The organism is Bradyrhizobium sp. SUTN9-2, assembly GCF_003122645.1.
In the GTDB taxonomy this organism is placed as follows: Bacteria; Pseudomonadota; Alphaproteobacteria; order Rhizobiales; family Xanthobacteraceae; genus Bradyrhizobium; species Bradyrhizobium yuanmingense.
The window spans coordinates 6,667,850-6,692,765 of record NZ_LAXE01000001.1 but is presented as its reverse complement, the minus strand read 5'-3'; the positions used below and the strand labels follow the sequence as shown (position 1 = coordinate 6,692,765).

General features: G+C 64.9%; 14 protein-coding genes. 6 read left to right on the top strand and 8 right to left on the bottom strand.

Annotation, left to right across the window (positions count from 1 at the left end; all coding sequences use genetic code 11):
• Positions 1–54: 54 nt before the first annotated feature.
• The 3 genes from XF30_RS30975 to XF30_RS30965 are packed head-to-tail and all read left to right on the top strand — an operon-like array spanning position 55 to position 4,110.
• Positions 55–660 (top strand): K(+)-transporting ATPase subunit C, encoded by a 606-nt coding sequence (locus XF30_RS30975; protein WP_109144773.1) that lies wholly within the window; start codon positions 55–57, stop codon positions 658–660.
• Positions 661–700: 40 nt separating this feature from the next.
• Positions 701–3,424: a DUF4118 domain-containing protein gene (locus XF30_RS30970; protein WP_109144772.1), complete on the top strand. Its 2,724-nt coding sequence runs from the start codon at positions 701–703 to the stop codon at positions 3,422–3,424.
• Complete coding sequence (locus XF30_RS30965) at positions 3,421–4,110, top strand: response regulator transcription factor (RefSeq protein ID WP_109144771.1); 690 nt, start codon at positions 3,421–3,423, stop codon at positions 4,108–4,110. The genes XF30_RS30970 and XF30_RS30965 overlap by 4 nt, the downstream gene beginning before the upstream one ends.
• A gap of 119 nt (positions 4,111–4,229) precedes the next feature.
• Here the strand turns inward: XF30_RS30965 and ku are convergent, their stop codons facing one another.
• Positions 4,230–5,114, bottom strand: coding sequence for a non-homologous end joining protein Ku (gene ku, locus XF30_RS30960; protein ID WP_036007240.1), 885 nt, complete (start codon positions 5,112–5,114; stop codon positions 4,230–4,232).
• Positions 5,115–5,232: 118 nt separating this feature from the next.
• Between ku and ligD the strand changes: the two genes are divergently transcribed.
• Positions 5,233–7,908 (top strand): DNA ligase D, encoded by a 2,676-nt coding sequence (gene ligD / locus XF30_RS30955; RefSeq protein WP_109144770.1) that lies wholly within the window; start codon positions 5,233–5,235, stop codon positions 7,906–7,908.
• 131 nt (positions 7,909–8,039) lie between these two features.
• Here the strand turns inward: ligD and XF30_RS30950 are convergent, their stop codons facing one another.
• Positions 8,040–8,204 carry a DUF3309 family protein gene (locus tag XF30_RS30950; protein WP_009798696.1) on the bottom strand — a complete coding sequence of 55 codons (165 nt, stop codon included), beginning with the start codon at positions 8,202–8,204 and terminating at the stop codon, positions 8,040–8,042.
• A gap of 180 nt (positions 8,205–8,384) precedes the next feature.
• On the opposite strand from XF30_RS30950, the gene XF30_RS30945 reads away from it, so the two are divergent.
• Positions 8,385–8,702 carry a polyhydroxyalkanoic acid system family protein gene (locus XF30_RS30945; RefSeq protein ID WP_036027316.1) on the top strand — a complete coding sequence of 106 codons (318 nt, stop codon included), beginning with the start codon at positions 8,385–8,387 and terminating at the stop codon, positions 8,700–8,702.
• 2 nt (positions 8,703–8,704) lie between these two features.
• Here XF30_RS30945 and treY read toward each other — a convergent pair whose 3' ends face one another.
• Genes treY through XF30_RS30915 form a run of 6 tightly spaced genes read right to left on the bottom strand, consistent with a single transcriptional unit; the run spans position 8,705 to position 22,720 of the window.
• On the bottom strand, positions 8,705–11,506 hold the full coding sequence (treY, locus tag XF30_RS30940) for a malto-oligosyltrehalose synthase (protein ID WP_109144769.1): 2,802 nt from the start codon (positions 11,504–11,506) through the stop codon (positions 8,705–8,707).
• A gap of 1 nt (position 11,507) precedes the next feature.
• Positions 11,508–13,259 (bottom strand): malto-oligosyltrehalose trehalohydrolase, encoded by a 1,752-nt coding sequence (gene treZ / locus XF30_RS30935; RefSeq protein WP_109144768.1) that lies wholly within the window; start codon positions 13,257–13,259, stop codon positions 11,508–11,510.
• The gene (gene glgX, locus XF30_RS30930; RefSeq protein WP_109144767.1) at positions 13,256–15,334 is read right to left on the bottom strand and encodes a glycogen debranching protein GlgX; all 2,079 of its coding nucleotides are present in this window, start codon (positions 15,332–15,334) and stop codon (positions 13,256–13,258) included. The genes treZ and glgX overlap by 4 nt, the downstream gene beginning before the upstream one ends.
• Positions 15,335–15,337: 3 nt before the next feature.
• Positions 15,338–17,476, bottom strand: coding sequence for a 1,4-alpha-glucan branching protein GlgB (glgB, locus tag XF30_RS30925; protein ID WP_036007258.1), 2,139 nt, complete (start codon positions 17,474–17,476; stop codon positions 15,338–15,340).
• Positions 17,469–20,762, bottom strand: coding sequence for a maltose alpha-D-glucosyltransferase (gene treS / locus XF30_RS30920; protein WP_109144766.1), 3,294 nt, complete (start codon positions 20,760–20,762; stop codon positions 17,469–17,471). Before treS ends, glgB begins: the two co-directional genes overlap by 8 nt.
• Before the next feature lie 11 nt (positions 20,763–20,773).
• Complete coding sequence (locus tag XF30_RS30915; protein ID WP_109144765.1) at positions 20,774–22,720, bottom strand: maltotransferase domain-containing protein; 1,947 nt, start codon at positions 22,718–22,720, stop codon at positions 20,774–20,776.
• 204 nt (positions 22,721–22,924) lie between these two features.
• On the opposite strand from XF30_RS30915, the gene malQ reads away from it, so the two are divergent.
• Positions 22,925–24,886: a 4-alpha-glucanotransferase gene (gene malQ, locus XF30_RS30910; RefSeq protein ID WP_109144764.1), complete on the top strand. Its 1,962-nt coding sequence runs from the start codon at positions 22,925–22,927 to the stop codon at positions 24,884–24,886.
• Positions 24,887–24,916 lie beyond the last annotated feature (30 nt).

Sequence of the window (24,916 nt, the reverse complement as noted above, 5' to 3'; positions counted from 1 at the left end):
GGATTGCTTCGTCGCTTCGCTCCTCGCAATGACGGGAGAAATTGGAGAACGCACATGCTCAGAGAAATCCGCCCCGCCATCGTCCTCTTGCTGGCGCTCACCGCCATCACGGGCCTTGCCTATCCGCTCGCCATGACCGGCATTGCCGGCGCGCTGTTTCCCGTGCAGGCGCAAGGCAGCCTGATCGAGAAAGACGGCAAGGTGATTGGCTCCGCCCTGATCGGGCAGGAGTTCAAGGACGACAAGTACTTCCACGGCCGCCGCTCGGCGACGCTGGCGCCGGACCCGAACGATTCGACCAAGACGGTGCCCGCGCCCTACAACGCCGCCAATTCGGGCGGCTCCAATCTCGGTCCGACCAGCAGGGCGCTGGCCGACCGGCTGAAGGAAGATGTGGACAAGCTCAGGCGCGAGAATCCGAACGCCTCGGTGCCGGTCGACCTGGTGACGACGTCGGCCAGCGGCCTCGACCCGAACATCTCGCCGGAAGCGGCGCAATTCCAGGTGCCGCGCGTGGCGAAGGCGCGCAATCTGCCCGAGGATCAGGTCAAGCAGCTCGTGTCCGCCAGCACCGAAGGCCGCCTGCTCGGCCTGCTCGGCGAACCCAGGGTTAACGTTCTGGCATTGAATCTCGCGCTCGATCGCATGGCCGCGAAGTAGCCGTCTAGGCTCGCAGTGGACGGGTGATTATACTGGCAAGATGGTCCGAGAGCGTCGCGATCCCGAACAACGTCCGTCACCGGAGGCCCTGCTGGAAGCGGCGCGCCGGGAGGAGGGTGCGAGCGGCAGGCTGAAGATCTTCGTCGGCGCCGCTCCCGGCGTCGGCAAGACCTACGAGATGCTGCAAAGCGCCCAGGCCAAGCGCAAGGCCGGCATCGATGTCGTGGTCGGCTTCGTCGAGACTCATGGCCGCGCCGAGACCGAGGCGCTGGTGCGCGGCCTCGAAGTGGTCCCGCGCAAGAGGCTGGACTACCGCGGCCAGATCGTCGAGGAGATGGACCTCGACGCGGTGATCGCGCGGCGGCCGCAGATTGCGCTGGTCGACGAGCTCGCCCACACCAATGCGTCCGGAAGCCGCCATCCCAAGCGCTATCTCGACGTCGAGGAGCTGCTCTCGCACGGCATCGACGTCTACACCGCCGTCAACATCCAGCACATCGAGAGCCTGAACGACGTCGTTGCCCAGATCACCCATGTCCGGGTGCGCGAGACCGTGCCGGATTCGGTGTTCGACCGCGCCGACGCGATCGAGCTGATCGACCTCACGCCCGACGACCTGATCCAGCGCCTGAAGGAGGGCAAGGTCTATGTGCCCAAGCAGGCCGAGCGGGCGCTGGAGCATTATTTCTCGCCAGGCAATCTCACGGCGCTGCGCGAGCTCGCACTGCGGCGCACCGCCGAGCGGGTCGACGAGCAGCTGCTCAACCACATGCAGGCGAATGCGATTCCGGGGCCCTGGGCCGCGGGTGAGCGCATCCTGGTCTGCGTCAGCGAGGACCCGCGCGCGGCCGGCCTCGTGCGCTACACCAAGCGATTGGCCGACCGGCTGCATGCGCCGTTCACCGCGATTTCGATCGAGACGCGGCGATCGCTGCAATTGTCCGACGAGGAGCGGGATCGACTGGCCGATACGCTGCGGCTCGCGGAATCGCTCGGCGGCGAGGCGCTGACCATTCCCGCCGTCGGCCGGCGTATCGCCGACGACGTCGTCAGTTTTGCGCAAGGCAACAACGTCACCCAGATCGTGATCGGCAAGTCGACGCGCTCGCGCTGGTTCGAGATGACGCGCGGCTCGGTCGTGCACGACCTGGTACGGCGTGCGGGCAATATCAGCGTTCACGTCATTCCCGGCAACGAGCTTTCCGGAGAGGCCGCGCCCAAGATGGCGGTGCAGACAGCCGCACGATCCGAGCCGTTCGATCCTTTGCCTTTTCTCAAGGCGCTTGGGATCGTGCTTGTGGGTCTCGGCGCTGCCAAGCTGATCCAGCCCTATTTCGGTATCGAGAACGTCGATCTCGTGCTGCTGACCTCGGTCGTCGCGGTTGCCGTGCGCTACGGCCTGTGGCCCTCGCTGCTGGCCACGGTGGCGGCTTCGCTCTGCTACAATTTCTTCTTCATCCCGCCGATCTACACCTTCACGATCACCGACCCGACCAATGTCGCCGCTTTCGTGCTGTTCATGGTGGTGGCGATGATCGTCTCCAATGTCGCGGCGCGCGTGCGCATCCAGGCCGACACCGCGATCGGCCGGATCAGGATGACCGAGCAGCTCTATGCCTTCAGCCGCAAGCTCGCCGGTACTGCCACGCTGGACGACGTCTTGTGGGCCAGTGCATACCAGACCGCATTGATGCTCAACGTCCGCGTGGTGCTGCTGTTGCCGGATGAAGGCCTGCTGACGGTGAAATCAGGCTATCCGCCCGAGGACGAGCTTGACCAGGCCGATCTTGCCGCCGCCAACTGGGCCTGGAGCAACGATCGTCCCGCCGGTCGCGGCTCGGATACCTTGCCGGGCGCCAAGCGGCTGTTTCTGCCGATGCGCACCGGGCGGGGCCCGATCGGTGTGATCGGCATCGACAACGATCGTACCGGCCCACTGCTGACGCCGGACCAGCGGCGGCTGCTCGATGCGCTGGTCGACCAGGGCGCGCTCGCGATCGAGCGTGTGCTGCTGGTCGAGGACATGGACCGCGTCAAGCGCACCGTCGAATCCGAGCGGCTGCGCTCGGCGCTGTTGACCTCGATCTCGCACGATCTGAAGACGCCGCTCGCCTCGGTGTTAGGGGCGGCCTCCACCATGCGCGATCTCGCCGGTGCGCTCTCGGACACCGAGAAGCGCGATTTGCTCGCCACCGTGATCGACGAATCCGAGCGGCTCAACCGCTTCATCGCCAATCTGCTCGACATGACCAAGCTCGAATCCGGCGCCATCGTGCCCAACACAGCGCTGCACGATCTCAGCGAGATCGTCGGCAGCGCGCTCCGGCGCGCCAGCAAGATCCTCAGCCGCCATAAGGTCGAGCTGGTGCTGGCCGCCGATCTGCCGATGCTCCAGCTCGACGCCGTGCTGTTCGAGCAGGTGCTGTTCAACCTGCTTGACAATGCCGCGAAATACGCGCCCCCCGAAACCACGATCTCGATCCGCGGCCGGCGCGACAGCGCTCATGTCGTGCTCGAGGTCGCCGACGAGGGCGCCGGCATTCCACCGGACGAGCTCGAGAGCGTATTCGACAAGTTCTATCGCGTGCAGAAGGGCGATCACGTCCGTCCCGGCACCGGGCTCGGGCTTGCCATCTCGCGCGGCTTCGTCGAGGCGATGCGCGGCACGATCTCCGCCGCCAATCGCAGCGAGCGGAGCGGCGCGGTCCTCACCATTCGCCTGCCGGTTCCGGCAGAGAGCCACGCATTGGATACCGCCGCATGAGCGCTGCTCCGATCAAGGTCCTGGTCATCGACGACGAGCCGCCGATCCGCAAATTGCTGCGAATGGGGCTGACGACCCAGGGCTACGAAATCCTGGAAGCGCCGAACGGCAAGACGGCGCTGGAGAAACTTGGCGAGGAGCCGGCGCTGATCATTCTCGATCTCGGCCTGCCCGACGTTCAGGGCCATGAGCTGCTCCGCACCATCCGCGCCCGCAACGACGGCGTGCCGATCGTGGTGCTGTCGAGCCGCGGCGACGAAGCCGGCAAGGTGCAGGCGCTCGATCTCGGCGCCGACGATTATCTCACCAAGCCGTTCGGCATGGAGGAGCTGCTGGCGCGCCTGCGCGCCGCGCTGCGTCACCAGCTTCAGGTCAAGGGCGAACGCCCGGTGTTCCGCACCGGCGATCTCTCGGTCGATCTCGTCCGCCGCATCGTCAAGGTCGGGGAGCGCGAGGTGAAGCTCTCGCCGAAGGAATATGACCTGTTGCGGGTGCTGGTGCAGCACGCCGGCAAGGTGCTTACCCACCGCTTCCTGCTGAAGGAGCTGTGGGACGAATTGACCGACGCGCAATATCTACGCGTCTATGTCCGTCAGCTTCGCCAGAAGATCGAAGCCGATCCGGAGCGGCCGCAATACGTGCTGACGGAGACGGGGATCGGGTATCGGCTGAAGGCGGGGGAATAGACCCCGGCTGTCATTCCGGGACGCGCCCGTTGGCGCGGGCCGGAATCCATTTCTCTGCCCGTCGCGCTTGGCACGATGGATTCCGGGCTCGATGCTTCGCATCGCCCCGGAATGACGAACTAACCCGCCTTCCTGTGCCTTGCCGTCGAACGGTGCGCCTTCTTCGCACTTCGATGCCGTCCAGTCGCGCGCCGCGCGTGCGACTTCGCCGCCGACTTCTTCCCGCCGCGTCCCTTCAGGCTCTGCTTCAGTGCGTCCATCAGGCTGACGACGTTGCTCGGCCGTTCCTCGGGCTCGGGCAGCTCGATCTTCTTGCCGCTGGCCTTGCGCTTCACCAGGGCCTTCAACGCGTCCTCGTATTCGTCCTTGAACTTGCTGGGATCGAAATGCGCCGCCTTGGTCTGCAGGATGTGGCCGGCGAGCTCGACCATGTCCTTGGTGATCTTCGGGCTCTTGATGTCGTCGAAGAACTGGTCCTCCTCGCGCAGCTCGTAAGGGAAGCGCAGCGTGGTGCCGAGCAGGCCCTTGCCGCGCGGCTCGATCGCCATGACGTGCTCGCGATTCGTCAGAACGATCTTGGCGAGCGCCACGCGTTCCTGGTCCTTCATCGCGTCGCGGATCACCGCGAACGCATCGACCGCCGCCTTGCCGTCGGGCGCGATGTAATAGGGATGGTTGAGATAGCGCTGGTCGATCTCCTCGCGCGGCACGAAGCTCTCGATATCGATGGTGTGATTGCTCTCGATCTGGACCGCCTCGAGCTCCTCCGGCTCGATCTCGACGTACTTGCCCTTGCGCACTTCGTAGCCGCGGCCCTTCTGGTCGCTCTCGACGACGTCACCGGTCTCGGAATCGATCATCTGCTGCTTGAGCCGGTTCCCGGTCTCGCGGTTGATCAAGTGAAACCGCGTCTTCTCGGCCGCGGTGGTCGCCGGATAGAGCACAACCGGGCAACTGACCAGCGACAGCTTCAGCGTTCCCTTCCAGTAGGCGCGCGGGGCCATTCCATTCTCCAGCGTTTTCAACGTGTTTTGGAACCCCAACCGTCCCATCGGGTTTTGGTTCCGGGCGGGACTTTCGCCGTGATAGGCTTCAAGTGCCGAACGAGAAGCGGGACCGGACGTGCTGCAGAAACTCTCCACCTACCGACAGAAGCGGGACTTCGAGAAGACGCCGGAGCCTTCGGGCAAGACCGCCGTGGCGCCATCGAAACAGCGGCGCTTCGTCATCCAGAAGCATGATGCGACCCGGCTGCACTACGACCTCCGGCTCGAATTCGACGGCGTGTTCAAGTCCTGGGCGGTGACGAAGGGGCCTTCGCTCGATCCCCACGACAAGCGGCTTGCCGTCGAAGTCGAGGACCATCCGCTCGACTACGGCGATTTCGAAGGCACGATTCCGGAAGGCCAGTACGGCGGCGGCACCGTGATGTTGTGGGACCGCGGCACCTGGGAATCGGACGATCCGGAAGCCGGCTTCAAGAAAGGCGACCTGAAGTTCACGCTCCATGGCGACAAGCTGCAGGGAAGCTGGGTCTTGGTGCGGATGCGCAACCGCGGCGGCGAGAAGCGGACCAACTGGCTCTTGATCAAGCATCGTGACGAGTATGTCCGCGAAGGCGCGGACAACGATATTCTCGAGCAGGACAAGTCCGTCGCCTCGGGCCGGGCGATGGAACAGATCGCGGAGGGAAAGGGCCGCGCGCCGAAGCCGTTCATGCTGGCGAAGGGGACCAAGGGCAAGGCCGACGCGGTCTGGCAGTCCAACCGCGCGGAAGAGACGAAAGGGCGGACGGTGAAGCCGTCGCCGCGCACCGCGTTGAAGGGCGGCAAAGCGGCGAAGAAAACTGCCGCGACCGCGACGAGGGCCAAGACGGTGTCTGAGATGCCGGATTTCGTTGCGCCGCAGCTCTGCACGCTGGTCGAGCGGCCGCCCGGAGACGAGGGCTGGTGCCACGAGATCAAGTTCGACGGTTATCGTGTCCAGCTCCGGGTCGAGGACGGCGAGGCGACGCTGAAGACGCGCAAGGGTCTCGACTGGACCAGCAAGTTCGCCTCCATCGCCGAGGAAGCCGCCGCGCTGCCGGACGTGATGATCGACGGCGAGATCGTCGCGCTCGACCATAACGGCGCGCCGAACTTCTCCTCGCTGCAAGCTGCGCTGTCCGATGGCAAGACCGACGACCTGATCTTCTTCGCCTTCGATCTGCTCTTCGCGGAAGGGCAGGACTACCGTCGGCTGCCGCTTGGGGAGCGCAAGGCGCAGCTCAAGAAGCTGCTGGAAGCGCGCAAGCGGAAATCGACTCAGATCCGCTATGTCGAGCATTTCGAGAGCGGCGGCGATGCCGTGCTGCAATCGGCCTGCAAGCTCGAGCTCGAAGGCGTCGTGTCGAAGAAGCTGAATGCGCCGTATCGTTCGGGGCGCACCGAGAGCTGGGTCAAATCGAAATGCCGCGCCGGCCACGAAGTGGTGATCGGCGGTTACAAGACCACCAACGGCAAATTCCGCTCCCTGATGGCAGGCGTGCAGCGCGGCGATCATCTCGCGTTCGTCGGCATGGTCGGTACCGGCTTTGGCGCTGATAAAGTCAAGCGCATCATGCCGGCGCTGAAGGCGATTGAGAGCAAGGAAAGCCCGTTCGGCGGCAAGAACGCGCCGAAGAAGACGCGGGACGTGCATTGGCTGAAGCCCGAGCTCGTCGCCGAAATCGAGTTCGCGGGCTTCACGGCCGACGGCAATATTCGCCAGGCGGCCTTCAAGGGCTTGCGGCAGGACAAGGCGGCGGAGGAGGTCGAGGCCGAGACGCCCGTCGACACCGAGCTCGCCGAGCCCCGGGCCAGGAAGGCGGCGCGCACCAAGGCGGGCGGGCGAACGAAGCAGACCGCTCAAAATGCCGAGGTCATGGGTGTCGTCATCTCCAAGCCGGACAAGGAGCTCTGGCCGGATGACGGCGATGGTGGCGCCGTCACCAAGCTGGACCTTGCCCGCTACCTCGAAGCCGTCGGCGAATGGATGATCGTGCATCTCAAGGGCCGGCCCTGTTCGCTGATCCGCGCGCCCGACGGAATCAAGGGCGAATGCTTCTTCCAGCGCCATGCGATGCAGGGAACGTCGAACCTTCTTGAGCTCGCGCGGGTCTCCGGTGACCGCAAGCCGTATCTTCAGATCGACCGGATCGAGGGGCTCGCCGCGGTGGCGCAGATCGGCGGCGTCGAGCTGCATCCCTGGAACTGCGCGCCCTATGCCTATGATACCCCGGGCCGCCTGGTGTTCGATCTCGATCCTGCGCCTGACGTGGACTTTCCCGACGTGGTCGAGGCGGCCAAGGAGATGCGGCAGCGGCTCGCCGATATCGGCATGGACAGCTTCTGCAAGACCACCGGCGGCAAGGGCCTTCACGTCGTGGTGCCGCTGCTCCATGGCGCGCGCGACAAGGTGAGCTGGAAGGAGGCCAAGGCGTTTGCGCAAGGCGTCTGCCAGTGGATGGCCGACGACGATCCCGAGCGCTATCTGCTCAACATGTCGAAGAAGCTGCGCAGGGGAAAGATCTTCCTGGATTATCTGCGCAACGACCGCATGTCGACGGCGGTGGCCCCGTTGTCGCCGCGCGCGCGCGCCGGCGCGACCGTATCGATGCCGGTCACCTGGGCGCAGGTGAAGAGCGATCTCGATCCGAAGCGCTATACGCTGCGCACCGTGCCGGCCCTGCTGGCGCGATCAAAGGCGTGGGAGGGGTATGAGGATGCAGCCGTGTCGATCAAGGCCGCGATCAAGAAGCTGGCGGGGAAGGTGAAGTAGGCCTGCGCTGTTGCGGCGAAGGCAGGTCTCGTAGGGTGGGCAAAGCGAATCGTGCCCACCACCTTCTTTCGTTCGAGCGAAGTGGTGGGCACGGCGCGTTGCGCCTTTGCCCATCCTACGAAGTCTGCAATTCAGATCCTTCCCATCAGGATCAGGATCAGCAGAATGACGATGACGAGCCCGAGGCCGCCGCCGCCGTAATAACCGGTGCCGTAGAACGGCCCGCCGCCGATGCCGCTGAAGCCGCCGAGCAGGGCGATGATCAAGATGATCAGAATGATCGTGCCGATTGACATACGAATCTCCTCCAGCCCTTCGTAAGAAGGGTCATTGCAAACCTGTCCCGTTGTGCGGGAGCAACTTGCCGTAGATTGTAAAGTTCCGGCCTTGAAACACGGCCGGGGGATCAACTTGCATGGAACCTTTGCTGGTCGACCCGGCATGATTATGTGACGTCAGTCAGAAGAGGCAGGACCATGTCAGCACCGCTCGTCGTCTCGATTCCGCATCGTCTCGGCCGTGAGGAGGCGGTGCGCCGGCTCAAGACGGGGCTTGGCCGCGCCGCGGCGAGCATTCCCGTGATGCAGGTCGAGGAGGAAAGCTGGAGCGGCGACACTCTGGCCTTCCGCGTCCGCGCGCTCGGCCAGGTCGCGACGGGGCAGGTCCATGTCGGCGACGATCAGGTCCGGGTCGAGGTGGTGCTGCCCTGGCTGTTGCAGCGCTTTGCCGAGATGGCGCAGGCGACGATCAGGAAGCGCGGCCAATTGCTGCTGACCAAAGACGGGGGAAAGTGACTTCAGGCGCGCACGCGCTGCCGCGCCGCCCTGACGGCATTCGCCGTTCGGCCTGCGACGACGAAGGCAGGACAATCGCGGAAGGCCTGCGCGAGCGGCAAGTCGTTGCCGGCAAGGCCGGGCACGACATAGCCCGTGGTGTCGATAGTGGCGTCAATAGCTTCCGGTGCGGGCCATTCCCGGCCTGCTTGGGTGAACGGCGCGAACTGACGCCCGACCACGACGATCGCGGCGGCGCGGCCATGACGACGCGCGAAGGCGATGACATGGTCGGCATGGGCGCCTCGTACCTCCAGCGGCTGGTAGTCGCCCTGCGCGAAGACGTCGGCCAGCTCGTTCCGTAGCTTGAGCAGATGCCGCGTCCAGGCCAGCTTGAGCTTGCCGTCCGGCCAGCTCTTGATCAGGCCGCTCCAGTCCGGCGCTTCCAGTGATGTCAGCGCCGCGTGGCGTGCGGCGAAGTCGACCGGGCGGCGGTTGTCGGGATCGACCAGCGACAGGTCCCAGAATTCGGTGCCTTGATAGAAGTCCGGCACGCCCGGCAGCGTCGCCTTGAGCGTGAGCTGGCTTAGCGAGTTCAGCGTGCCGAGCAGCGCGACGCGGCGCGCCAGCGTCTGCAAGGCCTGAAGGAATTCCGCGGACTGGTCGGGGTCGAGGATCTTCGCGATGAAATCGCGGATCCCGTTCTCATACGCTTCATGAGGGTTGAGCCAGCTCGTCTCCTCCTTGCCTTCGCGCGCGGCCTTGAGGGCATAGGCCTGGATGCGCTCGATGAAGCCAGCATCGGCCGGCGCTTGAACCGGCCAGACACCGAGCAGGGTCTGGTAGAGCATGTATTCGAACGTCGCCGACGGCGCGCGGAAATTGCCGTGCAGCGTGAGGTGCGGCGCGTTCAGCACCTTCCAGCGCGCCACTGCGCTGGTCCATTCACCGGGAATCTCGCTGAGCGATGCGATGCGCGTGCGCGCATCCTCACCACGCTTGGTGTCGTGGGTGGCGGTTGCGGTCATGCCTTGCGGCCATTCCCTGGCGCGGGCCAGCATGGCCTGGTGGAAGGCGGGAATGCTGAGGCCGGTGCTGGCGGGGTCGCCGCCGACCTCGTTCAGCGCCAGCAGCCGGTGGAATTGATAGAACGCGGTGTCCTCCAGCGACTTTGCCATCATCGGGCCGGTGAATTGCTGCACCTTCAGCGCGAAGCGGCGCACGCGCGGGGCGCTGTGCGGCGGGCGGCCCGGCTTGAGCAGGTCCATGGTCAAGGCATCGCGCAGGAAGTCGAAGATGCCTTCGTCGGCGGCGAACCAGTCGCGGCGGGCGCGCGCGATGGTGTCGTCGATCAGCTTGCGGTCCGCTGCGGTCGGGCCACTATGCGTCAGGTAGGTACGATAGACCGGGAAATGCAGCACATAGAGCTCGAGCGCCTGCCGCAGGCTGTCGGCCGAGAAGTCGCGCGTCGAATAATGGCCGTTGGCGATGCGCGCGAGCAGGCGCGTCAGCACGGTGAACTCGCTGGTGAGCAGCGTCTCCAGCACCCGCCGCTTGGCGTCCTTGACGTAAGGCACAAGCCGCGGCGGCCGGTTGCTGATCTGCCGCCAGGTCTCGTCCAGCGCCTCCAGTCCCTTGGGATCGATCAGCACGTGGGTGATGACGTTCATCCATTCATAGCCCGTGGTGCCCTGGACGCCGGCGAAATGCGGCAGGCGCTCGTGCTCGCATAGGATCTTTTCGATCACGGTATAGAAAGGCTTGCTGTTGCCTTGGGCGGTGTTGCTTTGGGCGTCGCGCACCAGCCGGCGCAGCCGCTGGCAATATTGCGCGGGGTCGCGCAGGCCGTCGATGTGATCGAGCCGGATTCCCTGCAATTTGCCGTCGGCGATGAGCTGCTTCACCAGCCGGTGCGTGGCGGCAAACGTGCTCGCGTCCTCGACGCGCAGGCCGGCGAGGCCGTTGACGTCGAAGAAGCGGCGATAATTGATGTCGCTGGAAGCAAGCCGCCAGTGCCCGAGCTTGTAGTGCTGGCGCTCGAGGAGATGATGCAGCGTCAACGTCTGTGCCGGGCGGTCCTTGCCGGCGCGATAGGCGGCAAGGCCGCGCTTGATGATGTCGGCGGCGCCTGCGATCTCCTTGAGCTCGGACTTGAAGCCGGGAGCTTCCTTGCGATTGGGGCGCCGCAGCCCTGTGGTGCGGGTCGCGAGCGACAGCAGGCGCTTGCCGGGCTCTGTTTCCGCCGCGTCCGCCTCCTTGACGACAATCCGCAGCATCTCGCCATAGCGCTCCGGCGCGATCGGTAAGCGGTGCTCGAAATACCAGGCGGAAAAAGTCCCTTCGTCCGGGTCGTAGCGCAGCTCGATATCGCCGCGCTCCAGCGCCTCGCCGTAGGACGCGCCGAGGATCGGCAGCAGCACGCCGCCGCGGGCGCGGTAGGCCAGCTGGTCCCAGTCGATGTCGAAGGACGCCGCGTGCGGCGAGGCCTGGCCCCATTCCAGCACGTCGAGCCACCACGGATTGTCGGCAAAATGCACGCCGACATGGTTGGGAACGAAATCGATGATCAGCCCGAGATCGTGCTGCTGAAGCACCTGGCTCAGCCGCGCAAAGCCGGCCTCGCCGCCGAGCTCGGGATTGAACTGGCCGTGATCGACGGTGTCGTAGCCATGGGTCGAGCCTTTGCGGGCCTTCATCACCGGCGAGGCGTAGAGATGCGTAATGCCCAGCGCCTTGAGATAGGGAACGACCGCGGCGGCCTTGTCGAAATCGAAATCCGCGGTGAGCTGGAGCCGGTAGGTCGCGAGCGGAATGGCGGGAGGCATTCTAACCTCCGAGGCGCCAGACCACCGACCAGGGCGTGAGCCGCTCGCCGGCGCCGCCGCCCCAGATCGGCGTGCCCGCGCTGACGCTGGAGGTGATCTCGTGATCCGACAGATTGGCGACAAGACGCAACGTGGTGCCGTCGCCCATGCGCCAATGTGCGGTGACGATGCCGTTGTCGGCCGCCTCGGCATCACCGAAGCTTGCGCCCTTCAGCCGCGGCACGATCTGCTTGCGACGGACGCCGAGCAACTCACGCACCAGCGCGAGCCGCGCATCCTGTTGCGGCGTGCGGCCGGTCCAGTCGAGCACGGCCGATTGCAGCGTTGCCGGATCGAGCGGATCGGGCACCTCCTCGCCGTATTTCTCGTAAGCCCAGGCATATTCGCGCTTGCGTCCCTTGCGCACGGCATCGGCGAGTTCGCCCTGGAAATCGCAAAAGAACGGGAAGGGGGCCGTCGAGCCCCATTCCTCGCCCTGAAACAGCATCGGCACCATCGGCGCGAGCAGGGTGACCGCGAGCGCGGCCTCGATCTGCTGTGGCGATGCCAGGCTTTCCAGCCGCTCGCCCAGCGGGCGATTGCCGATCTGGTCGTGGTTCTGCAGGAAATTGACGAAGGTCGCCGGCGGCAGCTGGCCGCTCGGCTCGCCGCGCGGCTTCTTGCCCCAGAATTCCGAGATCTCGCCCTGATAGACGAAGCCGGAGGCGAGAGCGCGTGCCAGATCCAGGCGCGGCGTCTGGTAATCGCCATAGTAGCCGGCATGCTCGCCGGTCAGCATCACGTGCCAGACGTGATGATAATCGTCGTTCCACTGCCCGCGATATTTGCCGTTCGGCGGCTCCTGCGCGGCATCGAGCAGGCTGGCGCGGTTGTCGCCGTTCTCCAGCACGAGATGGATGTGGCGTCCCGTGGCCTTGGCGAGCTCGCCGGTGGCAACGCTGAGGTCCTGCAGCATGGACTGCTCGCCCGGGACAGCCATGATGTGGTTGGCGGCGTCGAGTCTGAGGCCATCGAAGCGGTAGTCGCCGAGCCAGGACAGCGCATTCTCGACGGCGAAGGCTCGCACCTGCGGCACGCGATAATCGATCGCGCTGCCCCACGGCGTGTGCGCATCGGTGAAGAAGGTCGGCGCGTAACGGCCGAGATAGTTTCCTTCCGGGCCGAAATGATTGTAGACGACGTCGAGGAACACCATCAGCCCGCGCAGATGCGCCTCGTCGATCAGCGACTTCAGGTCTTCGGGCCGGCCATAGGCGCTGTCCGGCGCATACCACAGCACGCCGTCATAGCCCCAGCCGCGGCGGCCTGCGAAATCGGCGAGCGGCATCAATTCCAGCGCATTGATGCCGGTCGCGGCGAGGTGATCGAGCTTGTCGATCATGGCGCGATAGCTGCCTTCGGACGTGAAGGTGCCGACATGGGTCTCGACCAGCACCGTCTCTTCCCAGGGACGGCCGCGCCAATCGCGTGCGCGCCAGACGAAGGCATCGTGATCGATCACCTCGCTCGGGCCGAACACGTCGTCGGGCTGGAAGGCCGAAGCGGGATCCGGCACGTCGATGTCGTCGTCGATCCTGAACTTGTACTTGCTGCCAGATGACAAGCCGGCGATCTCGGCGACGAACCAGCCATCCTGCCGGCGCTGCATCGCGTGCCTGCGGTCGAGCAGGAGATCGACGCGGCGCGCGGCCGGCGCCCACAGCCGGAACGACACGCCGTCCTTGGTCGGCCTCGCCCCGAAGGATGGCCTCATAGTGCGCCTGCGAAGGCGAGCACGGAGCGCGGCGGCGCCTTGCTGTCGCTCCCGGGCAGGAAGTCGATCGTATTCAGCTTGGCATCGGTCGTGTTCAGGATCTGCTGCCAGCTCTTGTATTCGGTCATTTTGGGCAATTTGAATGCGATCTCTTCGGGAGCGGCGTTCAGTACGATAAAGATCGCAGCGCCGCCCGGTTCCATCGGGCCCATCACATAGGAGAGAAACCGCCCATCCGGGAATGTCCAGTCACTCTCCGTCATCTCGTTGCCGGCGGGCGTCAGCCACAATGCGCCGTAGGAGACGCCGTCCTTGGGGCGGCCGTCGAGCCAGCGATGGCTGCGCAACTGTGAGAAACGGCGGCGAATGTCGGCGAGCTGGGCGACGAAGTCGATCATGTCGTCGCCGTCCTTGCCGAGATTGTCCCAGCCGACCCAGCCGACCTCGTTGTCCTGGCAATAGGCGTTGTTGTTGCCGGATTGCGAGTTGCCGACCTCGTCGCCGGCGAGGATCAGCGGAACGCCCTGGGCCAGCATCAGGCAGGCCAGCACGTTCTTGCGCAGCTGGCGGCGCAGGCTGATGATGCCAGGATCGTCGGTCGGGCCCTCGACGCCGCAATTGTTGCTGTGATTGTCGTTGGAGCCGTCGCGATTGTCCTCGCCGTTGGCCTCGTTGTGCTTCTCGTTGTAGCTGAAGAGGTCGGCGAGCGTGAAGCCGTCGTGGACGGTGATGTGGTTGATGCTGGCGCGCGGCCGCCGTCCGTCGTGATTGAACAAGTCGGAGGACGCGGTCATGCGGCTGGAGATGTCGCCGATCAGGCTACCTTCACCGCTCCAGTAGCGGCGCATGGCGCTGCGATAGCGGTCGTTCCATTCTGACCATTGCGAGGGAAAGGCTCCGACCTGGTAGCCGCCGAGGCCGAGGTCCCACGGCTCGGCGACGAGCTTGACCGTCGCCAGCACCGGGTCCTGCCGTACCGCGGTCAGGAACGAGCTGCCGCGATCGAAACCGTTCGGCCCGCGCGCCAGCGTGGTGGCGAGGTCGAAGCGGAAGCCGTCGACATGGCAGACCTCGACCCAGTAGCGCAGGGAATCCATCACCATCTGCAGCACGCGGGGATGGGCGAGGTTCACCGACGAGCCGCATCCGGTGAAGTCGTCGTAATAGCGCGGGTTCTCGCGGTTCAGCCAATAATAGGAGGCGTTGTCGATGCCGCGATAGCACAGCGTCGGACCGAGATGATTTCCCTCGGCGGTGTGGTTGTAGACGACGTCGAGCATCACCTCGATGCCGGCATCGTGCAGCCGCGCCACCGTGGTGCGGAAGGAATCGAGTGCGTTGTCCTGGGCGTAGCGTGGCTCGGGCGCAAAGAACGACAGCGTGTTGTAGCCCCAGTAATTGGCGAGCTTCTTTTCCACCAGGATGCGGTCGTCGACGAAGCTGTGCACCGGCAGCAGCTCGACCGTGGTGACGCCGAGCTTCTTGAGGTGCTCGATCATCGCGGGCGATGACAGGCCGCCATAGGTGCCGCGCAGATTCGGCGGAACGTCCTCGCGCTTCTGCGTCAGGCCCTTGACGTGGGCCTCGTAGATGATCGTGTCTTCCCAGGGAATATTCGGCCGGATCTCGCGGCGGCCCCAGTTGAAGGTCTCGTCGACCACGACGGCCTTGGGCATGCCGCGCGCATTGTCGCGCCGGTCGAAGGACAGGTCCTCGCGCGGGCTTCCGGTGCGGTAGGCGAAATGCGCATCGCTCCAGACCAGGCGCCCGGCAAGCCGCTTGGCGTAGGGGTCGAGCAGCAGCTTGTTGGCGTTGAAGCGATGGCCGTGCTCGGGCTCGTAGGGGCCGTGCACGCGAAAGCCGTAGAGCTGGCCCGGCGCGACGTCGTTGAGATAGCCGTGCCAGACATCCTCCGTCTTCTCGGGCAGCTCGATGCGCTCGAGCTCGCGGCGGCCTTGGGTGTCGAACAGGCAGAGCTCGACCTTCTGCGCGTTGGCGGAGAACAGCGCGAAATTGGTGCCGCGTCCGTCCCAGCTTGCGCCGAGCCGTGCGGGCGATCCGGCAGTCAGGCGCATCGATCAGCTTTCCGGAACGAGAAAGATCGCAGCCAGCGGCGGAATGGTGAGGCGCAGCTCGCCGCCCTCGGCATGGACCTCGCCGACATTGCCGACATTGCTGCCGCCGTAATGGGCGGAATCGGAGTTGAGAACTTCCTTCCACTTGCCGCCGAAGGGCACGCGAACGCGATAGTTCTGGTAGACGTTAGGCGAGAAGTTGACGATGACGAGACACCGCGCGTGCTCGTCGAATCCCTTGCGCAGCCAGGCGAAGACGTTGCGGTTGGCATCATCGGTGATCAGCCATTCGAAGCCGGCCTGCTCGCAATCCATCTGGTGCAGCGCCGGAACCGCGCGATAGAGCCGATTGAGGTCGCGGATCAAGGCCTGGACGCCGGAATGGACCTTGTATTCGAGCAGGTGCCAGTCGAGCGACTGGTCGTGATTCCATTCGCGGCTCTGCGCGATCTCGGCGCCCATGAACAAGAGCTTCTTGCCGGGATGGCCGAACATGAAGCTGTAATAGGCGCGCAAATTGGCAAAGCGCTGCCACTCGTCGCCGGGCATGCGGCCGAGGATCGAGCGCTTGCCGTGCACGACCTCATCATGCGACAGCGGCAGGATGAAGTTCTCCGAGAACGCATAGTGCAGGCCGAACAGGATCTCGCCGTGGTGATGCTTGCGGTGGATCGGATCCTTGCTGATGTAGTTCAGCGTGTCGTGCATCCAGCCCATGTTCCACTTGTAGCCGAAGCCGAGCCCGCCGAACTCGACCGGGCGCGAGACTTGGGGCCAGGCGGTGGACTCCTCGGCGGCGGTGGTTGCCTGCGGGAAGCGGGCGAACACTTCCGTGTTGAAGCGGCGCAGGAAGTTGATCGCCTCGATGTTCTCCCGCCCGCCATATTGGTTCGGGATCCAGGCGTCGGGCGGCCGGCTGTAGTCGAGATAGAGCATGGACGCGACCGCATCGACGCGCAGGCCGTCGATGGCGTAACGCTCCATCCAGAACAGCGCATTCGACACCAGGAAGTTCGTCACTTCGGTGCGGCCGTAATTGTAGATCAGCGTGCCCCAGTCGAGGTGGCGGCCCTGGAGCGGGTTGGCGTGCTCATAGAGCGCGGTGCCGTCGAAATGGCCGAGCCCGTGCGGATCGTCGGGGAAGTGACCCGGCACCCAGTCGAGCAGCACGCCGATGCCTTCGCGGTGGCAGGCATCGATCAGCGCCGCAAAATCCTCGGGGCCGCCGAAACGGCTGGTCGGCGCATAGAGGCCGGTCGGCTGATAGCCCCAGGAGCCATCGAACGGATGCTCGTTCACGGGCAGGAATTCGAGATGAGTGAAGCCCATGTCGCGGGCATAGGCCGGCAGCTGCTCGGCCAGCTCGCGATAGGTCAGCCATTCATTGTTGTCCTTGCGCCGCCACGAGCCGAGATGCACCTCGTAGATCGACATCGGCGCCGACAATGCGTTGATGCCTTCAGGCGCCGGGCGCGGCCGCGGCAGGCGCGCCTCGTCGAACACGATCGAGGCCGTTTTCGGCCGCAGCTCGCTGGCAAATGCCATCGGATCGGATTTCAGCGGCAGCAGATGACCATGAGGTCCGACGATTTCAAACTTGTAATGATCGCCGGCCTTCGCATGCGGGATGAACAATTCCCAATAGCCGTTGCCGCGCACCCGCATCGGATGGCGCCGCCCGTCCCAGTAGTTGAAGTCGCCGACCACGGAGACGCGCCGCGCGTTCGGCGCCAGCACGACGAAGCCGATGCCATCGACGCCCTCGAGCCGCATCGGATGCGCGCCGAGCTTGTCATAGAGGCGCTGATGGGTGCCTTCGCCGAGCAAATAGAGGTCGAAATCGGTCAGGATCGGCGGAAAACGGTAGGCATCCTCGAACTCGACCACGTCGTTGCCGAACTTCGCGCGCAGCTGGTAGTGCTTCGAACCGTTGGGCAGGGCGCCAATGAACAGGCCGGAATCGTGGACGCGGTCGAGCGGCGCGACCTCGCCGTGGTCGCCGACCGCCTCGACATTGGTGGCCTCGGGCAGAAACGCGCGGACAACGCTCTTTCCGCCCTCAGGATGCAGCCCGAGATAGTGGAAGGGGTCGGAGTGGCGGCCTTCGATGATCGCGTAGGCTTCTGCAGGCAGTTTAGGCATGGGCTTCGCTCTCGGCACTTGACAGAATGCGAAGCAGTCCGGTCAGCGGCGCATGGAGTCCCTCAGGCCGGCGGGACAGCTCGTACTCTACGTCGTGGAACGCTCGATCCAGCAGGAAAAATCTCAACAGGCCTTCCGCGCAGGACCGATCGTCCGGCCACAGCCTCCGATCGGTCATGGCTTCGCGGTAGGCGGACAGGAAGGTCGCGGTGGCGCGCTCGCGCCATTCGTCGAGGGCGGCCGCGAGCCGGTCCTGCTCGTCGGAAGCACCCGTGAGCGCGCGGCTCAGCGCCACGTTCACAGAAAGGTCGATGGAATGGATCAGGCCGGCGACGTCGCGCGCGGCCGGCGCCTTGCGGCGCTTGTTGGCCAGCGGCACACGCGGATCGCCGTCGAAGTCGATGATGAAGATATCGTCCTTCACGATCAGAGTTTGCCCGAGCCGGAAGTCGCCATGATGACGGATGTTCAACCCGCCGATCTCGGATGGCAAGAGCGCATTGAGGCGGTCGAACAGGTCCGCGCGTGCAGCAATGAGCCGGTCGATCAGGGGCCGGTCCATCTCCCGCAGCCCGTCGCGGCTGTCGGCAAGCAGCTCGAGAATCCGCTCGGCACGCGCCTTGAGGTCGGAGAGCGCAGCCTTGATCTGGGCGGAGTCGATCGGCTCCGGGGCGAGATCGGCGGGCTCTGCCGCGGTGAGAGCGACATGCAGCTCGGCGAGCCGCCGGCCGATCTGCGCGATGAAATGCAGATAGGGCGCCTGCTCCTGGGTTTCGCGCGGCATCTCATCGGCGGGCGCCACGCGCTGCTCGTCGATATAGCGGTCGAGATATCCGGTCGTCACGGTCCAGCCGTCGCCCTGGTTCTCGACATAGGCATGCAGCACGCCGAGCGCGCTGCGCTGGTTGCCGTCGACCAGCTCGACGCTGCCGAGCAGTGCCGGCGTGTTGGCAAAGCGGGCGACCTCGGTGAGATAGTAGCCGATCTCGATCTCGGGGCTGATGCCGCTCTCCAGCCGCCGATAGATCTTGGCAACGTACTTGTTGTCGACCAGCGCGGTGCTGTTCGACTGTTCGATGGCGCGGATGCGTTCGGGCTCCTTGATGGTGTAGTCGGCGAAACGGCTGGTCGCCTTGAACTCGAGCCGCAGATTGTTCTCGTCCACGACCAGGTTTTGCGACAGCCCTCGTAAGAACAGACCGATGAAGATCTGCTCGGTCGCGACGTCGAGGAGCGTGCCTTCGCGTGCGCCCTGGCGGACGGCGGCGAGCGCCTTCGGGTTGAAGCGCTCGCGGTCGAAACGCACCCATTCGATCTGCATGGGCATCACGTACCGCGTCGTCACCTCGTCCCGCGTCGTCTCGAAGAACGCGATCCAGGGTCTGTTGTCGCCGATGTCGCTGAACGGTACCGCGGAGGTCAGCGTGGTCCGGATGTGCTTGGGATTGTTCTCGGGATACCAGCGCGTCCGTGACAGGAAGCCCGGCAGCACGTCGCGCTCGAACACGCCGCGCTCGCGGGCGAGCGAGACCCAGTTCGAGTTCACCGGCACGACCAGCGTCTCGAATTCCGGCACCGCGCGCGGCACAACCGGCTCGGACTTGTCGCGCTCCTGAAGCTGGAACCAGTAGAAGCCGTAGGGCCCCAGCGTGATCATGTAGGGCAATTCGCCGATCGCGGGAAAGCGCGTGCGGCCGAGCATCTCCTGCGGGATGCGGTCCTTCCACGGCGACAGGTCGAGCTCGGTCGCCTGCGCGGCGCGCGACAGATTGGCGACGCAGAGGATCACCTCGTCGCGGTATTGGCGGACATAGGCGAGCACGGCGCGGTTGGCCGGGCGGATGAAGGTCATGGTGCCGCGGCCGAAGGCGAGCGTCGACTTCCGCACCGAGATCAGCCGCTTGGTGGCGCTGAGCAGCGAGGACAGGCTGCGCGACTGCGCCTCCACGTTGACGGATTCATAGCCGTAAACGGGATCCATGATCAGCGGCGCGTAGAGGCGGGCGGGATCGCAGCGCGAGAAACCGCCGTTGCGGTCCGGGCTCCATTGCATCGGGGTGCGGACGCCGTTGCGGTCGCCGAGATAGATGTTGTCGCCCATCCCGATCTCGTCGCCGTAATAGATGATCGGCGTGCCCGGGAACGACAGCAGCAGCGAGTTCATCAGTTCGATCTTGCGCCGGTCGTTGTCCATCAGCGGCGCAAGGCGCCGGCGGATGCCGACATTGATGCGCGCGCGGGGATCGTTGGCGTAGGTGGTCCAGAGATAATCGCGCTCGACGTCGGTGACCATCTCCAGCGTCAGCTCGTCATGATTGCGCAGGAATAGCGCCCATTGGCAGCTCGCCGGGATATCAGGCGTCTGGCGCAGGATGTCGGTGATCGGGAAGCGGTCTTCCTGGGCGATCGCCATGTAGATGCGCGGCATCAAGGGGAAATGGTAGGCCATGTGGCACTCGTCGCCACGGCCGAAATATTCCTGCACGTCCTCCGGCCATTGATTGGCCTCGGCCAGCAGCAGCTTGCCCTTGGAATACGCGTCCAGCTCCTGGCGCAGGCGCTTGATGATCGCATGCGTCTCGGGCAGGTTCTCGTTCGAGGTGCCCTCGCGCTCGCACAGATAGGGAATGGCATCGAGCCGGAAGCCGTCGACGCCGGCATCGAGCCAGCGCTTCATCACTTGGATGATGGCGCTGACAACGCGCGGATTGTCGAAATTGAGATCGGGCTGGTGCGAGAAGAAGCGGTGCCAGTAGAACGCGCCGGCCTCCGGATCCCAGGTCCAGTTCGACTTCTCCGTGTCGGTGAAGATGATACGCGTGCCCTGGTACTTCTGGTCGGTGTCGCTCCAGACGTACCAGTTGCGCGCGCTCGAACCCGGATGGCTGCGCCGCGCGCGTTTGAACCATTTGTGCTGGTCCGAGGTGTGGTTGACGACGAGCTCGGTGATGACGCGCAGGCCCCGCTTCTGCGCTTCCTGGATGAACCGCTTGAAGTCCTTCATCGTCCCGAAATCGGGATTGACCGCGCCGTAATCGGCGATGTCGTAGCCGTCGTCGCGGCCGGGCGAAGGGTAGAACGGCAGCAGCCACAGCGCGGTGACGCCGAGCTCCTGCAGATAGGGCAGCCGCTCGGTCAGGCCGGCGAAGTCGCCGATGCCGTCATTGTTGCTGTCGGCGAAGGCCTTGACGTGGAGCTGGTAGATGATGGCGTCCTTGTACCAGAGCTCATCCACGATCTCGGCAGCCTCAGCCTTCTTGGTATCGACGGAAGACAGAACATTCATGGCGTGACCCCTTACGCCAGGCAGCGGAACAGAAGTGCCGGATCGCGGTCGGGATCGATACGCAACTTGATGCCGCCCCATTCGATGCGGGACTGTTCGCCGGTGAGGAGGTTTTCGAGTGCCGTCACATGGTGACGCAGCCCGCCGGCGTCAACGGTGAGATCGCCGAGCGGCAGCCAGCATTCTCGCTCACGGCGCGACAGCGCGATCACGACGACGACAATGTTGGCCGGATCGGCCGCCTCCTTGGCGAAGGCGATCGTCTGGCCGTCTTCGATGGCGAGAAAGCGCAAATTCGCGGTCTGCTGGAGCGCCGCGTTCTCGTTGCGGATGCGGTTGAGCGCGGCGATGTACGATTTGATGTTGCCGGGACGATCCCAGTCCCGCTGCCTGATCTGGTACTTCTCGGAATCCAGATATTCTTCGCGGCCGGGAATGGCCTCATGCTCCAGCAGCTCGAATCCGCTGTAGATGCCGTAATTGCCCGAGAGCGTTGCAGCCAGTGCGATCCGCGACTTGAAGGCCCACGCCTCTCCGCTCTGCAGGTGAAAGGGCAACAGGTCAGGCGTGTTGACGAACATGTTCGGACGGTAGAAATCGCGTTCGGGATAGCGCGTCAGCTCGCCGAGATATTGCTCCAGCTCCCATTTTTCCGTGCGCCAGGGGAAGTAAGTGAAGGACTGCGCGAAGCCGAGCTTGGCGAGGCCCTTCATCGGCTTTGGCCGTGCATAGGTCTTGGAGAACAGGATCACGTCGGGATGACGGCGGCTTATGTCGCGGATCAGCCACTCCCAGAACGCGAGCGGCGCGGTGTCGTGATTGTCGATGGCGAAGATGGTTACACCCTTGTCGATCCAGAACAGCATGGCGTCGCGAAACGCATTCCACAGCCCGACGCGATCGACCGAATTGAAGTCGGGGATAACGATGTCAGAATAGGGGCCGTCCGCCGTCTTCACCGAGCGGTCGGGCCGCCATTTGAACCATTCCGGATGCTGCGTCAGCCAGGGATGATCCGGCGAGCACTGCACCGCGAAGTCCAGCGCAAGCTCGAGCCCGTATTCAAGACATGTGGCGACCAACGCGCGGAAGTCCTCGATCGTGCCGAGCTCCGGATGCAGCGCATCGTGGCCGCCCTCGGCCGAGCCGATCGCATAGGGCGAGCCGGGATCGCCTTCACGGGCCACCGGTGCGTTGTTGCGGCCCTTGCGGCTGGTCTTGCCGATCGGGTGGATCGGCGTGAAGTAGAGCACGTCAAAGCCCATTGCGGCGATGTCAGGCACGCGCGCGATGCAGTCGCGCAGGGTGCCATGCCGGCCCGGCAATGCGCTCTGGCTGCGCGGCATCATCTGATACCAGGTGCTGAAGCGGGCCTTGTCGCGGTCGGCAGTCAGCGGGAAGAATGGCGAACGCGTCAGGTCCGGCCGCGACTGGCTCTCGGCCATGGCTTCGCCGAGCTCGGTCGCGAGCAGCGAGGTGATGTCGCCGTTCCTCAGGTAATCTTCGCACTGTCTGATGATGATCGCTGCGGCGTCCTGCCGCGCGCCATGCGCCTTGGTCAAAAGCCCGGCGCCCTCGATCGCATCGAGGCTGACATCGGCCCCGGTGCGCCGCTTTCGCGCGGCGGCGTGCGACCATGTAGCGAACTCGTCGGTCCAGGCTTCGATCGCGTAGACATATTGGCCGGGCTCGGGGGGCGTGAACGCGCCGGACCAGCGGTCATTGCCGTGATGGGTCATCGGCTCGCTCCGCCATTCGCGCTCCTGCTCTCCTCGCCAGATCAGCGCGGCTGAGATCACTGCCTCGCCATCGCGGTAGATGTCGGCCCAGACCTCGACCGGCTCGCCCGCGATCCGCTTCACGGCGAAACGGCCGCCGTCGATCGCAGGATAGACGTCCTCGATCAGGAAAGCGCTGCCGGCCGCGGCACTCTCGACAGTTTGAATTGTCTTGTTCACGGTGATGCCATTGACAAGAAAGCAGGAGCCCGTTTCCCTTGTCGGGAACCCACGCTTGGTACCATGATAGAAAGCCGCTTGTGTGTCATTGGTTCCCTTGGGAACGGCAAGCGCAGTTTGCGAGTTACCCCTGACTAACCTCTTCCGCGATCTCGTTATTCTCGATGCCCCTGGCCAAACAATGGCCTGCAAGCTGCGTGCCGAATGGATCTTTTAGCTCAAGCCCGGATCAAGGGCGTTCAATCCGAATTCATCGATGCCCTCGGCAAGCTGCGGGTCACCGCGCCCGAGGCCCTCAAATCCATCCTCGACGCCCTGCCGGAGAAGCGGGTCTATCGCTTCGTCAGCGGGCCGGTCGTGGTCCGTGCGCTCGGACGCCCGCGCACGGAATTAGCGTCGGTTGGCGCGCCGCCGCTGCAATGGAAAATCGTCGGCAACGGCAATGTGATCGCGGCAGGCGAGACACGGGAGCCCGTGATCGCCTGGCCCGCGGGCCTGGCGCTCGGGTATCACCGCCTGACGCTGACCGATGCCGAAGGTGCGAGCGAAGACGTGCCGATGATCGTGGCGCCCGAGCGCTGTTTCGGCGGCGATTTCGACCGCGGCTGGCTGCTCGCCGTGCAGCTCTACAGCGTCCGCTCCGACCGCAATTGGGGCATCGGTGATTTCACCGATCTCGCGGGCCTGGTCCGGCTCGCCAAGCAGCTCGGTGCCGACGGCGTCGGGCTCAATCCGCTGCATGTCCTGTTCGACGATCACCCGGCCGATTGCAGCCCCTATTCGCCGAACAGCCGGCTTTTCCTCAACCCGCTCTATATCGACGTCGAGGCTATCCCTGAATTCTCGGCCGACCTCGTGCCCGACGCGGCCGCAACCGCCGCCCGTCTGCGCGAGGGCGACCGCGTCCCTTATACCGACATGGCGGCGCTGAAATGGCTGAGTCTGCGCGCCGCCTTTAACAGCTTCGTGACAAGCGCGAGCGAGGCGCGCCGCAAGGCGTTCGACGCCTTCCGTGCGGAGCGCGCGCCGCTGTTGTCCCGCTTTGCCTGTTTCGAGGTGCTGCGGCATCGTTTCACCGGACCCTGGTGGGAATGGCCGCAAGAATGGCAGCAGCCGGACGAGGCGAAATGCGCCGAGCTGCGCAACAGCCCCGACAAGCGCGAGGTCGAGTTCGTCGAATTCGCGCAATGGACGGCCGACAGCCAGCTGCATGCGGCCAAGGAGCTGGCCAGCCAGCTCGGCATGCGGGTCGGGCTCTATCTCGACGTCGCCGTCGGCGTGCAGTCCAACGGCTTCGATGCCTGGAACGAGCAGACGGCGATCTCGCGTCATCTCGCGGTCGGCGCGCCGCCCGACGTGCTCAATACGATCGGCCAGGATTGGGGCCTTGCCGGCTTCAATGCCGGTGGGCTGGAAGCGCAATCCTTCGTCCCGTTCGCCGACATGCTCGCGGCGTCGATGCGCCATGCCGGCGCCATCAGGCTCGATCACGTGCTCGGCCTGAAACGGCTCTATCTCGTGCCGCGCGGCTTCAAGCCCGACAACGGCGCCTATGTGCAGATGCCGTTCGAGGCACTGCTGGCCGCCGTAGCGCGCGAGAGCGCGGCCCATAAATGCATCGTGATCGGCGAGGACCTCGGCACCGTGCCGGAAGGCTTCCGCGAGATGATGCAGGATTTCGGCATCTGGTCCTATCTCGTCATGATGTTCGAGCGCGACGATGCCGGCCATTTCCGCAATGTCGACCATTACCGGCCCAATGCGCTGGTGACGCTGAACACGCATGACCTGTCGACCTATGCCGGCTGGCGCTCCTTCAGCGATCTCAAGATGAAGCGCTCGCTCGGGCTCGATCCCGGCGAGAACGACCAGGCGCGCTGGGATGCGCTCGGCGGGCTCGACGAGATCCTGCGCCAGAACGGCATCAGCGCCAATGATCTCTACTCTGTGCTGGCCTTCCTGTCGCGCACGCCGTCACGGCTGCTCGCGGTGTCGATGGAGGACCTGCTCGGCGTGATCGACCAGCCCAACATTCCCGGCACGATCGACGAGCATCCGAACTGGCGCCAGCGCCTTCCGGTCGCGCTCGACAAGATCGCGTCCAAGATCGATCTCGCAGCTTTGAAGGCTGCGACGCGGGAACGTTCATTGCCCGGCGGGAATTGAACCGCCGGGACTTGCCAGGCTCGCACGACA

Coding starts and splice junctions, on each gene's coding strand:
- treY (WP_109144769.1), bottom strand. CDS start 11,506: ATGCCTCCCGCCATTCCGCTCGCGACCTACCGGCTCCAGCTCACCGCG.
- XF30_RS30975 (WP_109144773.1), top strand. CDS start 55: ATGCTCAGAGAAATCCGCCCCGCCATCGTCCTCTTGCTGGCGCTCACC.
- XF30_RS30945 (WP_036027316.1), top strand. CDS start 8,385: ATGTCAGCACCGCTCGTCGTCTCGATTCCGCATCGTCTCGGCCGTGAG.
- XF30_RS30965 (WP_109144771.1), top strand. CDS start 3,421: ATGAGCGCTGCTCCGATCAAGGTCCTGGTCATCGACGACGAGCCGCCG.
- treS (WP_109144766.1), bottom strand. CDS start 20,762: ATGAATGTTCTGTCTTCCGTCGATACCAAGAAGGCTGAGGCTGCCGAG.
- ku (WP_036007240.1), bottom strand. CDS start 5,114: ATGGCCCCGCGCGCCTACTGGAAGGGAACGCTGAAGCTGTCGCTGGTC.
- malQ (WP_109144764.1), top strand. CDS start 22,925: ATGGATCTTTTAGCTCAAGCCCGGATCAAGGGCGTTCAATCCGAATTC.
- XF30_RS30950 (WP_009798696.1), bottom strand. CDS start 8,204: ATGTCAATCGGCACGATCATTCTGATCATCTTGATCATCGCCCTGCTC.
- glgB (WP_036007258.1), bottom strand. CDS start 17,476: ATGCCTAAACTGCCTGCAGAAGCCTACGCGATCATCGAAGGCCGCCAC.
- treZ (WP_109144768.1), bottom strand. CDS start 13,259: ATGAGGCCATCCTTCGGGGCGAGGCCGACCAAGGACGGCGTGTCGTTC.
- glgX (WP_109144767.1), bottom strand. CDS start 15,334: ATGCGCCTGACTGCCGGATCGCCCGCACGGCTCGGCGCAAGCTGGGAC.
- XF30_RS30970 (WP_109144772.1), top strand. CDS start 701: ATGGTCCGAGAGCGTCGCGATCCCGAACAACGTCCGTCACCGGAGGCC.